At 67.0% G+C, this 14,726-nt stretch carries 13 protein-coding genes and 1 tRNA gene; 8 read left to right on the top strand and 6 right to left on the bottom strand.

Annotated features, from left to right (window positions below; genetic code table 11):
* Positions 1-110: 110 nt before the first annotated feature.
* Both NS355_RS12075 and NS355_RS12080 read right to left on the bottom strand, forming a co-directional pair.
* Positions 111-1,448, bottom strand: a complete 1,338-nt coding sequence (locus NS355_RS12075) for a NupC/NupG family nucleoside CNT transporter (RefSeq protein ID WP_058745948.1) — start codon at positions 1,446-1,448, stop codon at positions 111-113.
* Between the two features lie 253 nt (positions 1,449-1,701).
* Positions 1,702-3,819 (bottom strand): AsmA family protein, encoded by a 2,118-nt coding sequence (locus NS355_RS12080; protein ID WP_058745949.1) that lies wholly within the window; start codon positions 3,817-3,819, stop codon positions 1,702-1,704.
* Positions 3,820-4,009: 190 nt separating this feature from the next.
* Between NS355_RS12080 and rpmI the strand changes: the two genes are divergently transcribed.
* Positions 4,010-4,213: a 50S ribosomal protein L35 gene (rpmI, locus tag NS355_RS12085; protein ID WP_007406658.1), complete on the top strand. Its 204-nt coding sequence runs from the start codon at positions 4,010-4,012 to the stop codon at positions 4,211-4,213.
* Positions 4,214-4,234: 21 nt separating this feature from the next.
* Positions 4,235-4,600, top strand: a complete 366-nt coding sequence (rplT, locus tag NS355_RS12090; protein ID WP_042488147.1) for a 50S ribosomal protein L20 — start codon at positions 4,235-4,237, stop codon at positions 4,598-4,600.
* Positions 4,601-4,818: 218 nt separating this feature from the next.
* On the opposite strand, the gene NS355_RS12095 is transcribed toward rplT, so the two are convergent.
* On the bottom strand, positions 4,819-6,960 hold the full coding sequence (locus NS355_RS12095) for a TonB-dependent siderophore receptor (protein ID WP_058745950.1): 2,142 nt from the start codon (positions 6,958-6,960) through the stop codon (positions 4,819-4,821).
* 175 nt (positions 6,961-7,135) lie between these two features.
* Here NS355_RS12095 and NS355_RS12100 point away from each other — a divergent pair, with 175 nt between their 5' ends.
* Entirely contained in the window at positions 7,136-7,540 is a 405-nt protein-coding gene (locus NS355_RS12100) for a DUF1489 family protein (RefSeq protein WP_058745951.1), read from the top strand.
* 136 nt (positions 7,541-7,676) lie between these two features.
* Here NS355_RS12100 and NS355_RS12105 read toward each other — a convergent pair whose 3' ends face one another.
* The gene (locus NS355_RS12105) at positions 7,677-8,276 is read right to left on the bottom strand and encodes an ankyrin repeat domain-containing protein (RefSeq protein ID WP_058745952.1); all 600 of its coding nucleotides are present in this window, start codon (positions 8,274-8,276) and stop codon (positions 7,677-7,679) included.
* Positions 8,277-8,345: 69 nt separating this feature from the next.
* Between NS355_RS12105 and NS355_RS12110 the strand changes: the two genes are divergently transcribed.
* The 3 genes from NS355_RS12110 to NS355_RS12120 are packed head-to-tail and all read left to right on the top strand — an operon-like array spanning position 8,346 to position 10,043.
* Positions 8,346-8,936 carry an SCO family protein gene (locus NS355_RS12110; protein ID WP_058745957.1) on the top strand — a complete coding sequence of 197 codons (591 nt, stop codon included), beginning with the start codon at positions 8,346-8,348 and terminating at the stop codon, positions 8,934-8,936.
* 13 nt (positions 8,937-8,949) lie between these two features.
* Entirely contained in the window at positions 8,950-9,378 is a 429-nt protein-coding gene (locus NS355_RS12115; RefSeq protein ID WP_042488223.1) for a YcgN family cysteine cluster protein, read from the top strand.
* The gene (locus tag NS355_RS12120; protein ID WP_058745953.1) at positions 9,375-10,043 is read left to right on the top strand and encodes a M48 family metallopeptidase; all 669 of its coding nucleotides are present in this window, start codon (positions 9,375-9,377) and stop codon (positions 10,041-10,043) included. The genes NS355_RS12115 and NS355_RS12120 overlap by 4 nt, the downstream gene beginning before the upstream one ends.
* On the opposite strand, the gene NS355_RS12125 is transcribed toward NS355_RS12120, so the two are convergent.
* A complete protein-coding gene (locus NS355_RS12125; protein WP_058745954.1) occupies positions 10,019-12,220 on the bottom strand; it encodes a transglycosylase domain-containing protein in 2,202 nt (733 codons plus the stop codon). The genes NS355_RS12120 and NS355_RS12125 overlap by 25 nt on opposite strands.
* 202 nt (positions 12,221-12,422) lie before the next feature.
* Between NS355_RS12125 and NS355_RS12130 the strand changes: the two genes are divergently transcribed.
* On the top strand, positions 12,423-13,013 hold the full coding sequence (locus NS355_RS12130; protein WP_058745955.1) for a PilZ domain-containing protein: 591 nt from the start codon (positions 12,423-12,425) through the stop codon (positions 13,011-13,013).
* Between the two features lie 75 nt (positions 13,014-13,088).
* On the opposite strand, the gene NS355_RS12135 is transcribed toward NS355_RS12130, so the two are convergent.
* Positions 13,089-13,175: transfer RNA gene (locus tag NS355_RS12135), tRNA-Leu, on the bottom strand.
* A 167-nt stretch (positions 13,176-13,342) separates the two neighbouring features.
* Here NS355_RS12135 and NS355_RS12140 point away from each other — a divergent pair.
* Complete coding sequence (locus NS355_RS12140) at positions 13,343-14,695, top strand: MATE family efflux transporter (protein ID WP_430727012.1); 1,353 nt, start codon at positions 13,343-13,345, stop codon at positions 14,693-14,695.
* Positions 14,696-14,726: the final 31 nt, after the last annotated feature.

A 14,726-nucleotide genomic window follows, 5' to 3' on the forward strand; every position in this document is an offset into this window, starting at 1 on the left:
GTGGATAAGAGAGCAGCATGGTGGAGGGGGCGGGCCGCAAAGGGAGTCCAGTGAGGAGGACCCCTTCCGTCAGCGCTATGCGCTGCCACCTCCCCGGAGCGGGGAGGAACTTACGCGATCAGCAGACCGGCCAGCGCCGCCGACATCAGGTTCGCCAGGCTCCCCGCGATCAGCGCGCGGATACCCAGGCGGGCGATGGTCGGGCGCTGGTTGGGGGCGAGGCTGCCCGTCACCGCCATCTGGATCGCGATCGACGAGAAGTTGGCGAAACCGCACAGCGCGAAGGTGATGACCGCGACGGTGCGCGGCGAGAGCTGAGCGGCCTGCTTGCCCAGGTCGATATAGGCGACGAACTCGTTGAGCACGATCTTCTCGCCGAACAGGCCGCCCGCGATGCCCGCTTCCTTCCACGGCACGTTGAGCAGCGCCATGATCGGCTGGAACACATAACCCAGCAGCGCCTGGAAGCTCAGCCCCGGAATGCCGATCAGATTGCCCAGCCCGCCGAGCAGGCCGTTGGCGAGAGCGACCAGCGCGACGAAGGCCAGCACCATCGCGCCGACCGCGACGGCCAGCTTCACGCCGGTCTGCGCACCCTGCGCCGCCGCCATGATGATGTTGGCGGGCTTTTCCTCGTCATGCGTGGCTTCCGGCAGCGAATCACCTGCCGCCCCCTCGCTAGGCAGTGCCGCTAGTCCCAGACCAGGGCCGATGCGACGGCTTGCGGCCAAACGAATCTCACGGTCTTCGGCCGACATATCTTCCAGTGGCAATTCGCCCTCGGGCGGCTCGATCCGGTCGGGCATGATGATCTTGGCCATCAGGATGCCGCCCGGCGCCGCCATGAAGCTGGCCGCGAGCAGATATTCGATCGAGATGCCCATCGAGGCATAGGCCGCCAGGATCGTGCCCGCCACGCCCGCCATGCCGCTGGTCATCACGGTGAACAGCTGCGCCGGGGTGAGACCGGCCAGATAGGGGCGGATGACGAGCGGCGATTCGGACTGGCCGACGAAGACATTGGCCGCCGCACAGAGCGATTCGACCTTCGACACGCCGATCACCTTCTCGATCGCGCCGCCCAGCCAGCGCACGACCAGCTGCATGATCCCCAGATAATAGAGGATCGATACGAGCGCGGCGAAGAAGATGATGACCGGCAGCGCCTGGATCGCGAAATTCCGGCCCAGCGGGTCGGATGCCAGCGCGCCGAACAGGAACTTGGTTCCCTCGTTCGCATAGCCGAGCAGCCCGGCGACCCCGCCCGACAGCCATTGCAGCACCCGCTTGCCCCACGGCACATAGAGGACGAGGACCGCGATCCCCGCCTGCAAGGCAAAGGCCGCGCCGACGACGCGCGGACGGATCGCCCGGCGGTCGGAAGACAGGGCAACGGCGATGCCCAGAATGACGAGAATGCCGGCGATACCGATGGCGAAACGATTCATGCGCGCTGCTTAACTATCCCGCTTGGGGCGATGAGACCATGACGCGGCCCCCCGGCTGCGCGGAGGACGATCATAAGCAAGGTACGGGGGGACCGCCATAGTTTTGATCGCGGGGGCAAGTTGCTCCTCCCCGGCACGGGGAGGGGGACCAGCCGAAGGCTGGTGGAGGGGGAGCGCCCCAAATAGACTCGCCCGGTGGAGAACCCCCTCCACCACCGCTTCGCGGCGGTCCCCCTCCCCGTGCCGGGGAGGATCAGAAGATCCCCAGGAATTTCTTGCGCTGCGCCTTGGCCTCGCCCGGATTGCCTTTCCCGTCCTCGGCCTTGGCGGTGGTGCCGCGCCCGACATCGTCGCGCGGAGCGCCCTTGCTGGTACGTTGCGCACTCGCCCGCGCGCCCGATAGGACCGGGCCGCAGGCCGCAGCCTTCGCGTCGCCGACATCGACAAAGGCCAGCACGCCCGCCAGCGGTGTCGCGACGACCGCCAGTCCCAGCCCGGCCCCGGCGCGCGCCAACAGGCTGCCGCTGATCGGGTTGATGCCGGGATGCGCGAAGCTGCCGGTGATGCCGACCGGCGACTGGCCGGAAAACAGGCTGAAGGTCTTGGCATCGGCGCGGACCGCCATGTCGAGCGCTTCGTTGCGGAAGCTGAACCCGCCGCGCCCGGTGATGACGTTCTTCGATGTGTCGATCAGGATCGGGTCCGCCGCCGCCACGCCGCCGCGCACGGTGAAGGCGATCAGGCCGCAATTGATCTGGACCGGCTCCTTCAGTTCCTTTTCGAACATCTTCTGGACGAAGGTGCCGATGTCGAGCTCGGCGAGCTGCGCATTCTTGGTCCATAGCGAGCCCGCCGGCAGGATGAACGCCATCCGCCCGTTCGCGCTGGCGAGCGAATCATGGATGGTGTCGCCGCGCCCGGTCAGTTGGACGCGGCCCTTGACCGTGCCGGTCGTCCCCGCCTCCGCCACGCCCCAGCCCGCCAGCAACCGCCCCAGCGGGGTCGGCGACAGGCGGATGTCGTAGCGCACCAGGCTGGGCCGCTTGCGTGTGTCGAACAGCAGGTCGGACGACACGTCGCCCCGCGCCATCGCGAAGCGCAGCGGCGACAGAGTCAGCTTGCCGCGATCCAGCGCCAGCGTCAGGTCGACGTTCGAGATCGGCACCCGGCGCGACCGCACGGTGCGGATCGTCCATTTCAGATCGGCATCGAACCGCTGCATCGTCGCCACGGGCAGCGCGGCGTCGGGCAGCAATCGCTGTGGCCCGACGCCGGTCGCGGCGGCGGCGGCCTCCGCGCCCTTGGTCGCGACGATATCGGGGTTGTAGCCGATGAAGGGCGCGGCATCGATGATGTCGAGCTTGTCGGTCGTCAGCGTCGAATCGAGGTGCAGCCGCTCGCCATGCGTGACGGTCAGCTTGCCCGCCAGGTCGCTGTCGCCGAAATTGCCCTTCATCCTGGTGAAGCGATAGACGTCGCCGTCCTTCACCAGTTGCGCATGCAGGTCATAGGTGCGGGTGCGAGGGATGACGACGCCGATGACGTCGAGCAGGGTGGACAGGTCCTTGCCGCGCGCGCGGGTACGTAGCGGCACATTCTCGACATCGGCGATGGAGGGCAGGGTGCCGGTGATATCGACGATATTGCCCGCCGCGCGCATCCGCGCGACCAGTTCGTTCTTGCCGCGATTGGCGGTGGCGTCGGGCGAGAGCAGTTGCGCGTTGAGCAAGAACGGCGTCTCGCGGATCACGCCCTTGCCGCGCACGCCGACCGCTCGACCGATGCGGGCGTCCTGCGACCGGAAATCGGCCAGCGCCAGATCCGCCGTCACCTGCATCCGGGGGTCGCGGTAGCGGATCGTGGTGCCGTTCACCGCGGCCACGTCGATACGCGGGAACTCCAGCCGCTTGCCGCCCTTCTTGTCGCTGAAGGTCCATGTGTTGGTGCGGTGGTCGGGCGTCCATTCCAGATCGACCGCGCCATTGGTCAGCTCCAGCCAGGTGAAGCGCCGCCTGCCGAACAGCAGCGACAGCGGAGCAATGCGCGAATCGATCCGGTCGGCGGTGAACAGGTTTGGCCGGGTCGCCCAGCCGGGGTTGGAGACGGCGATCTTCTCGGCGACGAACTTGATCCGCCACGGCGCGAAATAGAGCTGGAAATCGCCGCCCACGCGGACGGTCCGATGGGTCAGCTCGCCCGCGATCGACTCGAAGGGGTGGCGCAGGAACCGTCCCTTGGTGACGAACAGCACCAGCCAGATCGCGGCGATGACGGTGATGAGGCCGATGACGATGCGAATCGCCCAGACACGCCACCCATGCCGGGCAGCGGTCGAACGCGCGGGATTATCGGCCGCAGGTGCCTGATCCATGGCAATCCCAAGCGCGCAAGCGAGGCGCTGGTTCCCTTTGGGGTTCCCTTTGGGGTTCCCGATGGGCGATCGGTTGCATTCTTCCCCCGCTTCGTCTATGCGGCCCGCTTCCCGAGCGAGGTGTCACGAACGGCCCGGCCATCAGGGCTGCCGCGGCCGTTTCTGCCTTAGCTCTAGCGAAAGGAAAAAAATGCCCAAGCTCAAGACCAAGAGCGGCGTCAAGAAGCGCTTCAAGCTCACTGCGACCGGCAAGCTCAAGCACGGCGTCGCCGGCAAGCGCCACCGCCTGATCAGCCATAACGGCAAGTATATCCGCCAGAACCGCGGCACCTCGGTCCTGTCCGATGCCGACACCAAGACCGTGAAGGCCTGGGCGCCTTACGGCCTGAACTGATTTCTGGAAGGGTAGAAAGATATGGCACGCGTCAAGCGGGGCACGACCACCAAGGCGAAGCATAAGCGGATTTTGGATCAGGCGAAGGGCTATTATGGCCGTCGCAAGAACACTATCCGCATCGCGCGCCAGGCCGTCGAAAAGGCCGGTCAATATGCGTATCGCGACCGCAAGGTTAAGAAGCGGACCTTCCGTGGTCTGTGGATCCAGCGCATCAACGCGGGTGTCCGGGCCGAGGGCCTGACCTATTCGCAGTTCATGCACGGCCTGAAGCTGGCGGGCGTCGAACTGGACCGGAAGGTCCTGGCCGACATCGCCATGCACGAGGGCGAAGCCTTCAAGGCGATCGTCGCTCAGGCGAAGGCCGCTCTGCCGCAGGCTGCGTAATTCGCGACCGACGGACTAGCGCCGGAAATCAGAAAAGGGCGTCGGTGGGTTTCCACCGGCGCCCTTTTCTGTTGCCATCATCCTCCCCGGCACGGGGAGGGGGACCATGCGACGCATGGTGGAGGGGGCTCTCCACATAGGTCGTCCCTGGCGGCGACCCTCCCCCGTCAGGCCTGTCGGCCTGCCACCTCCCCGCGCCGGGGAGGAATAGAATGGGTTCAATACCGGACCGTCACCGTCCCCAGGATCGAGCGCGGTGCGCCGTAATAACCGCCGTCGAAGGTGAGCGCGGTCAGATACTTGGCATTGGTCAGGTTGCGCAGGTTCGCCGACAGCGCGATCCGCCGGGTGATGTCGTACTTGGCCATCAGGTCGACCAGCGCATAGCCGTCCTGCCGGACCGAGCGGGTCTGGGTATAGATCACGCTCTGATACTGGGCGGACGCACCCACTTTGAGTTCAGGCAGCGTGGGTGGCGAATAGACGATGTTCAGGCGGCCGGTATTGCGCGGCACGAACAGGCGGGCGGGATCGCCCTTCTGATCCTCGACCCGCATCAGCGTATAGCCGCCGGTCACCTGTACGCCCTCGGCCAGCCGTCCGCCGACCTCCAGTTCGATACCTTCCGACTTGGCGTTCACCCCGCGCGAGACGAAGCGGCCGTTGACGAAGCCGATGCTCTCGGCGGTGTTGTTCTGGTGGACGCGGAAGATCGCCGCGCTGGCGTTCAGCCGTCCGCCGAACCAGTCGCCCTTGATCCCGGCCTCGATATTCTTGCCGCTGACCGGTGCCAGGATACGGCCGTCCTCGCCGATCGCGTCCTGCGGATTGAAGATCGTCGTATAGCTGGCATAGGCGCTGAGCGACGGGCTCAGGTCATAGGTGACGCCCGCGAAGGGCGAGAAGCGCGTCGTGTCGTAATTGGTGTCGACACCGTAGGAAAAGCCTTTGCTGCGCGCATGGGTGACGTTGCCGCCCAGCATCAGCTTCAATGGATCGGCCAGGCTGAAGCGGACCAGGCCATAGGCGGTTTCGCGCCGGGTCTGGGTGTTCTGGCTCGATGCATAAGCGGTCGAGAAGGTCGTCGGGAAGTTGACCTTGGGGAAATTCCCCTGGAACAGGTCGGGGAAGGGCAGCAACAGGTCGACCTGTGAATAGTCATAGGACGACCCCTGCTTGTAATCCTGCGCGCTGCGGTTGACGCCGAACATCAGCTGATGCTCGCGCCCGAACAGCGTGAACGGGCCGGTGGCATAGGCCTCCATGGTCAGGTTGCGCGTCTGCGCGCGGAAGGCGCCGGGATAGCTCTTGATCCCCAGGAATTCGCCCGGCTTGGTTGGGTCAGGGGCGATGCCGTTGGGTGCCCCGCGCACCGGATTGCCATAGACGTAGAACAGCTCGTCCGCCTCGCTGGTCGCGCGGCGCACCGCGCTGATCCGTGCGACCCAGTCCCCGGCGAAATGATGGGTCAGGTCGCCGAAGATCTGCCGGTCGATCACGTTCCAGCCCGACCATTCGGGCGCGACATTGGTCGATCGCGGCATGTCGATGCGGGTGCCGTCGGTATAGGTCAGCGGCAGCGCGCCCCACATCGCGCCATGGCTCTGGTGATCCTGATGCCCGTAACCGCCGCTCAGCACGGTGTCGGGGCCCAGGTCCGCCTCGACCACGCCGTACCCGGTCCAGCGGCGCAAGGAATAGCGATCGAGATAGCTGTCGGCGTCCGACAACACGCCGACGACACGCGCGCGGACATGGCCGTCCTTGGTCAGCGGCGTGCTGACATCCGCATCCAGGCGCAGGCTGTTGAACGAGCCGTATTGGACGCTGGCCGTCGCCTGCAAATCCTTGGTCGGGCGTTTGCGGACGAAGTTGATGACGGCGGACGGGTTGCCGGTCGGCGACAACAGGCCGGGCGCGCCGCGCACCACCTCGATATGGTCATAGATGGCGGTGTCGATCGATCCGGTCTGGATGCCGAAGGCGAAGGGCACGCCGATGCCGTCGATCTGGAAGGTCTGGATGTCGAAGCCGCGCGCCGAATAATAGACGCGGTCGGTTTCATTTGCCTGGACGTTGATTCCGGGCACCGTGGTCAGCAGTTGGTTGACGTCGTTCAGCTGGAAATCGGTGATCTGCTGCCGCGTGACGATGCTGACCGATTGCGGCGTCTCGCGCAGGGTCAGGGGGATGCGCGTCGCGGTCGTCTGGCCCTCGATCGTATAGTCGTCCTTGCCCTCGGTACGTTGGCCGGTGACGACGATGTCGTCGCGCGAGACCTGAGGATCGGCCGCCACGGGGGTGGAGGTCGGGGCGGTGATGGCGGCGGCACCGGCCGCGAGCGTCATCAGGATCGGCATTGCGGGAACTCCCTGTTTTTCCGCCTCCTATGAATGATGGCATGTTATTGCAAGTCAGTATCGAAAGCAAAAAGTGCCGCCAGAAAGGACGGGCCGACGAACGGGCGGTCCGCCTGCAAATCGCCTTCACGCGGCCCTAGCCGTACCGGACACCCGTCCCCACATCGGGGCCGACATGGCGCTTCATCTGACCAAGGTCGCATTCGGGGCGACCAGTATCGATCACCTGGCCGAACGACTGAAGATGCGCGCGCAGGACGGGCCAGTGTTCCTGACTACGCGCTATCTGCCCAAGCGGCATGAGGAAGTGGCGGGGCAGGGATCGCTGTTCTGGATTCTGAAGCACCAGCTGATCGCGCGATCGCCGATCCTGTCCTTCGGCGAGGCCGAGGGCGGGCGCTGTGCGATCCATATCGATCCCGAACTGGTGCTGGTGCAGGCGCTGCCCCGGCGCGCGCATCAGGGCTGGCGGTATCTGGAGGCGGCGGATGCGCCCCCCGATCTAGGCGGGGCGGCGTCGGGGATCGACACCATGCCGCCAATGCTGGTCGGCAAGCTGGTGGAACTGGGGCTGATCTGATTCCTCCCCGCTTGCGGGGAGGGGGACCTTGCAAAGCATGGTGGAGGGGGCGTGCCAATAGGGGCATCCTATGGGGAAGCCCCCTCCGTCAGGCCTCCGGCCTGCCACCTCCCCGTGCCGGGGAGGATCGACGATATCAGAACTTCGGGCCGGCCACCGCCGCGCGGGTCTTTTTCGGGGTATCGGCGAACAGCTTGGCGATCGCGGTGTTGCGGGCGTCCTGCGACGCATATTCGCGGGCCGAGAGACCGGCGACGCTGTCCGCCATGTCGGGATCGGCTCCGGCGTTCAGCAATTCGCGGACCATGCCGATGTCGTGGCGCTGCACCGCGCGGATCAGCGGGGTCTCGCCGGAGGCATTGCCGATATTCGGATTGGCCTTGGCCGCCGTCAGCACGCGGATCATGTCGGGCTGCCCGCCCGCCACCGCCAGCAGCAGCGGCGTATTGCCGCGCCCGTCGCGCAGGTTCGGATCGGCGCCCTTCTGGAGCAGGAAGCGCAGATAGGTCTCGTCACCGCGCTTGATGACGATGTGCAGCGCGCCCTCGCCGCTGGTCACGTCGCGAGTGTTGATGATGCTGGCGCCGGGGCGGTCCAGCATGTTGGTGACGTCATTGCCCTTGGCCTCGCGCACGGCCTGAAGGAATTTGTAGCTTTCCGACTGCATCATCTGCGCTCCGGCCGGCATGGCGAGGGCGCCGAGCAGCATGGCGGCGAGCAGGGGGCGAAGGGACATGAAACGAGATCCTGAGCAATGGAGCATGGCTTGCGCCGAGCGATTTATCACAGCAAGGCTGTCGGCGTCATGACCCGATTGCTCCTGTCCCTTCTGACCCTGCTGGCGCTTCCCCTGGCCGGTTGCGGTCCCTCCCAGCCCGAAGCGCAGGCCCCGCTGGCGGGGGCGAAGATCGGCGGACCGTTCCAGCTGACCGACGCGAAGGGCAAGACCGTCACCGACCGCGATTTCGCCGGGCGCTACCGCGTGATGTATTTCGGCTATACCTTCTGCCCCGATGTCTGCCCCACCGACATGCAGGCGATCGCGGCGGGCCTGAAGCGGCTCGACAACAGCGCGCCCGCCAAGGCGAAGAAGATCGTCCCCCTCTTCATCACCGTCGATCCCGAACGCGACACCCCCGCAGTGGTCGGTCGCTTCGCCGCTGCCTTCGACCCGCGCATCGTCGGGCTGACCGGCACGCCCGCGCAGATCGAGGCGGTGAAGAAGGCCTATGCCGTGTGGTCGGCCAAGGGTGATACATCGCCGGGCGGCGGCTATCTGGTGAACCATAGCCGCCAGGTCTATCTGATGGACCCGTCGAACAAGCCGCTGGCGCTGGTCCCCGCCGATGAGGGGCCGGAGGCGGTCGCCAGGTCGCTCGACCAGTGGGTCCGCTGATGGAGCGGTGCTGATGGAACGGTTCTGGGAAAAGCCGATCGAAAGCCTCGACCGCGCGCAATGGGAGGCATTGTGCGACGGCTGCGGCAAATGCTGCATCCACAAGCTGGAGGATGAGGAGACGGGCGAGCTGGTGCCGACCAACGTCGCCTGCCGCCTGCTCGACCGGCGCAGCGGGCAATGCTCCAACTATCGCCACCGCCGCGCCTTCGTCTCCGAATGCGTGCGGTTGACCATGGGCAATGTCCGGTCGATCGACTGGCTGCCCACCACCTGCGCCTATCGCCTGCGCGCCGCGAACGAGCCGCTGCCCGACTGGCATTATCTGATCTGCGGCGACCGCGAGGCGGTGCACCGCGCGGGCCAGTCGGTGCGCGGCTGGACGATCAGCGAGGATGATGCGGGCGATTTCGAAAACCATATCGTGGACCGGGAATTGTGATCGACGAAGTCGTCCGTCATCCGACTGCCAAGACCATCCGCCTCAGCGTCGATCCCGCCACTGGCACCGCCCGGCTGGTCGTGCCCAAGCGGGCTGGGCTGAAAAAGGCGCTCGCCTGGGCCGAGGACAAGAAGGACTGGATCGCCGCGCAGCGCGCGCGCCTGCCGCATCCGCAGCCTTTCGTGCCGGGCGGGGCGATCCCGTTCGGCGATACGGTGCTGACGCTGGAATGGGAGGAAGGGCGTGCCCGCGTCATCCAGCGTGACGGCGACCGGCTGCTAGCGTCCGGGCCGGTCGAGACGCTCGGCCGCCGGGTCGAGGCTTGGCTGAAGCGACAGGCGTTGGAGACGCTGGCGCGTGAGACGGCGGAAGTCGCGCGTCTGGCGGGCGTCACCGTGTCCAAGGTCAGCGTCGCCGATCCCAAGGCGCGCTGGGGCAGCTGCGCCTCGACCGGTGCGATCCGCTATAGCTGGCGGCTGATTCTGGCGCCCGGCTATGTCCGCCGCGCGACGGTGGCGCATGAGGTCGCGCACCGGGTCCATATGAACCACGCCCCCGCCTTCCATGCGCTCGTCGCCGAACTGCTGGGCGAGGATCCCGCGCCCGCCACCGCCTGGTTGCGGCAGCATGGCGCGGGGCTTCACTGGTTCGGTCGATCGTCCTGACGCTCGCGGATTGAGCCGCGCGGACCGTTGGCGGGCGCGCGCGGATCGCGCGTTGCCCCACCCGCGCCCCGACCCGTCACCCGGTCGATCCAGGCCTGGTCCAGCCGCTGCGGCTGGGCGGGGGCCTGTGGCGGCTGCTGCGGGTCTGGCGCCCCCGGCTGCGGCTGCTGGATCGGGACCGGAACGCCCGGTTCGCGGCGGGTCGGAATCTCGACCGCCTCGCTGCCATCCTCCGGTGCGCCCGCGCTGGGCGGGGGCAGCGGATTGCCATCGGCGTCCACCGCCGACACGCCGTTGTCGGGCTGGCCGAAATAGCTCTCCTCATCCGGCTCCAACTGCCATTCGGGCAGCGTGACCTGGGTGTCGAACTGCTCGATCGGGCGGCTGGCGGTGGCGACGCGCATATAGTCGGCAAAGGCCTTGGCGGGTGCGGTGCCGCCGTGCAGCCCGGCGACCGGCTTGCCATTGTCGCGGCCCATCCACACGCCGGTGGTGATCCCGCTGGAGAAGCCCAGGAACCAGCCGTCCTTCGAGCTGGTCGTCGTGCCCGTCTTGCCCGCGACCGGCCGTCCGATCTGCGCGGCGCGGCCGGTACCGGTGTTGACCGCGGTCTGGAGCAGGTCGGTCATCTCGGCGGCGACATAGGGCGCGACCAGCACATGGCTGCGATCCACCTCATGCGTGTAGATGGTCTGGCCGTTCGCTACGACCTTGGTGATGCCATAGGGCGTCACCTTCACGCCCTTGTTGGCGATGCTGGCAAAGGCGCTGGTCATGTCGATCACCCGCACTTCCGAGGTGCCGAGCACCATCGAGGGATGGGTGTTGACCGGGGTGGTGATGCCGAAGCGTCGCGCCATGTCGGCGACCGTCTGGAACCCCACCTCCTGGCCCAGCTTCGCCGCCACGGTGTTCAGCGAATAGGCGAAGGCGGTGCGAAGCGAGACGCTGCCCGAATTGCGGCGCGAATCGTTGCGCGGGGACCAGCCGTCGATGGTGACGGGCTCGTCGACGACCTGGTCCTCGGGCTTGTGACCGGCTTCCAGCGCGGCGAGATAGACGAACAGCTTGAACGCCGAACCCGGCTGGCGGACCGCCGTCGTCGCGCGGTTATAGTTGGTCGAGACGTAGTCGAGCCCGCCGACCATCGCACGCACCCCGCCGTCGCGGTCCAGGCTGACCAGTGCGCCCTGCGTTCCGGGCGGGGCATCCTGGCGAACCGCGGCATCGGCGGCGCGCTGCATATTGAGGTCGAGCGTCGTCCACACGTCGAGCGGTGCGCTCTGCTCGTCGATCAGCGTGTCGAGCTGGGGCAGCGCCCAGTCGGTGAAATAGCGGACCGAATTCTGCCTCGGCTCGGGTGCCAGCTTCAGCGCCTGCGGATCGGCATTGGCGGCCTGGGTCGGGGTGATGAAGCCGTTGCGCTCCATCTGCTGGATGACCACGCCCGCGCGGCCCACGGCGGCCTCGGCATCGGCGGTCGGCGAATAGTTGGACGGCGCCTTGACCAGACCCGCGATCACCGCGGCCTCGGACAGGCTCAGATGCTCGGCACCGTGGCCGAAGAATTTGCGGGCCGCCGCGTCGATGCCGTACGCCCCGCCGCCATAATAGACCTTGTTCAGATACAGTTCGAGGATCTGGTTCTTGGAGAATTTCAGCTCCATCGCCAGCGCCAGGATGGCCTCGCGGAACTTGCGGCCGAACTTCTTCTGGTTGTTCAGGAAGATGGTGCGCGTGATCTGCTGGGTGATGGTCGAGCCACCCTGTTTCCAGCGACCCTTTTCCAGCCGGACCTCGACCGAGCGGGCGATGCCGACCGGGTCGACGCCGGGATGCTGGCGGAAGCGGCGATCCTCGACCGCGATCGTCGCGTCGCGCATGACGATCGGTATCTGGTCGTAGGACAGCCATTCGCCATAGCTCGGCCCGAGCGAGACGATCACCGTGCCGTCGGCGGCATGGACGCGGATCATCTGGCCGTTGGGCGAGGATTTCAGTTCCTCGAAACTCGGCAGCTGCGACTTGGCGACGAAGACCGCGATGAGCAGCGCACCGACCGCCAGGACGGCGAGCCCGATCAGGACCTGCAGGGTTACGACGATCCGGCGCCGCCAGGGAGAGCGGGGCTTGGAGGAGCGGGGCCGGGTGGACCGGGAAGACGACGCGCGAGGCATGGGACGGATCGCGAATTACAGGGCTTTGGACATGACCACAAGCGGCCGATGCCGCATCGCGTCTTGCGCTCGGCTGAACCGGCCGAATGTCGAGGGGCGTCCCGCAAAGATATCGGGTCAAACGTGTTAGTCTTTTATACGGGATCGGCTAATAGAGAAGAACAAGCCGAATTCAGGGGAGAGATCGGTGGAAAGGGCAGGGATGGAACAGGTCGAACAGCAGCAGGGCGCGTCGGCGGAACGCCGTACGGGCAAGCGGCATTCGGCCGTCCTCCTTCTCGGCAAGGTCTGCGGCGATGTGCCGGGCGTTTGCCTGGTCCACAATATCTCCGCCTCCGGGCTGATGGCGCGATTCGTCGATGTGCCGAATGTGGGGGATCCGATCACGATCGAGGTGCGCGGACTGTCGCCCGTGTCCGGGACCGTGCGTTGGGTGAACGGGCGCAAGGCGGGTATTCAGTTCGACTCGCCGCAACCCTATGAGCAGATATTCTCGCACGAGAATGAGGACGACACGGTTCCGCGTCCGCCGCGCTTCCCCGTCGCACTGACCGCCGATGTCCGGCTGGGCACCCACAAGTTCACGACCGCGATGCTCGACATTTCGGCGGGTGGCGCGAAGTTGCAGGTCGAAGGACCGGTGCAGACGGGGCTGGCGGGGCATATCGTCGTGAAGCCGCTGGGTACCGTGATTTCCGGCACCGTCTGCTGGGTGCAGGATGGCCGTTTCGGTTTCCGATTCGTCTCGCCGCTGTCGATGGATACGCTCGCGGCCATCGTCGGGCTGCGCTGAACGCACGCAGACGGCCAAACAGACCGGGCGACGGTGTCGCTCGGGGCTGATTTTAGAAGATTTTCTGAAAAAATCTGGTGCGGTCGAGAAGACTCGAACTTCCACGGCCTTTCGGCCACAACGACCTCAACGTTGCGCGTCTACCAATTCCGCCACGACCGCACTCGATAGTCACCACCGGCAAGCCGGAGGGCTGGTAGGCCGGTGCCCCTAGCAAAGCGATACGGGCAGCGCAATGCCTTTCGTCCGGCCTTTTGTCGGATGCGCGCATTTGTCGGTCCGCGCCGCTGCTTCTTTCTGTCGCTTTCAGGCTTTAGGGATCCGGTATGATGCTTTCCCTTCGCCCCGACCGAGCCGAGGCGCGTCGCCTGCTGGGCCTTGCCTGGCCGGTGATGCTGACCAGCCTCAACTGGACGATCCTGCACGTCACCGATGTGATCGTGGTCGGCCGGGTGGGCGAGCATGAGGTTGCCGCGCTCTCGGCCAGCCGGTCGCTGACCTATGTCGCGATCGTCACCGGGCTGGCCTGGCTGTCGGGGGTGCTGGTCCGCGCGTCGCGCGCCGACGGGGCGGGCGACCTGGCGGAAACGGGCCAGGCGCTGCGCGACGGTATGGTGCTGGGGCTGATCCTGGGTGTGACGGCGATGCTGATCCTGGGGCTGGGCGGCGCGAGCCTGCTGGCGGGGATCAGGGTCGCGCCCGCGCTGGTCGAGCCGGGTGCGCGCGTCGTGGGCGTCATGGCGCTGGGCTATCCGTTCCAGATGGTCATGATCGCGGCCAGCTTCTTCCTGGAGGGGATCAGCCGCCCGCGCCGGGTGACGATCGTCAATCTCTCGATCCTGCCGATCAACGCCCTTCTCGCCTGGACGCTGGCAGGCGGCGAATGGGGGCTGCCCGCGCTGGGCGCGGTCGGCGCGGCATGGGCGACGGTGATCGCCTCGGCCCTGGGGGCGGTGGCGATGGTGGCTAGCGCGATGCGGCTGCCGCGCGGCGGGCAGCGCGGCGTACGGCGGCTGGACCGGGCCGCCTGGGCGCCGACACTGGCGGGGGCGGCCGGGCTGGCGCGATTCGGGCTGGTGCCCGCCATCGCCTCGGGCCTGGAACTGGCCGGGTTCGCGATCCTCATCGCGCTGTCCACCCGGCTGGGCGATGCGACCGCGCACGGGTTCCAGATCGTGTTTTCGGTCCACAACGTCACCTTCGCGCTGGCGATCGGTCTGGGTTCGGCGGCGGGGGTGCGCGCGGGCAATGCCGTGGGTGAGGGGGCGGCCCCGGCGGCGGTGTCGCGCACCCTGCTGGCGGTCGGGATCGCCGCGCTGACCATGGGCGCGTGCAGCGTGATCCTATGGACGATGCCCGCCGCGGTCGTCGGGGCCTTCCCCGCACTGCCCAACGCGCATGCGGCGGCGGTGGCGATGCTGATGATCTGGGCGCCCTTCATCCTGTTCGACGGGGTGCAGGTCGTGCTGGTCTATGCGCTGCGCTCGCTGGGCGATCAGGTGGCGGCGGGGATCAACAGCATCATCGCCTATTTCGTCGTCACCGGCGGCGTGGGCTGGTGGCTGGTCGCGAGCGGTTGGGGCGCGCCTGCGCTCGCCTGGGCATCGGGGGTCGGGATGCTGGTGGCGGCAATGCTGCACGGGGTGCGATTTGCGGTCATCGCGCGGCGGCTCAGGGCGTAGCGTGGCCTTCGACTTCGCTCAGGCTGAACGG

The sequence above is a fragment of the Sphingomonas yabuuchiae genome (assembly GCF_001477495.1).
GTDB lineage: Bacteria > Pseudomonadota > Alphaproteobacteria > Sphingomonadales > Sphingomonadaceae > Sphingomonas > Sphingomonas yabuuchiae_A.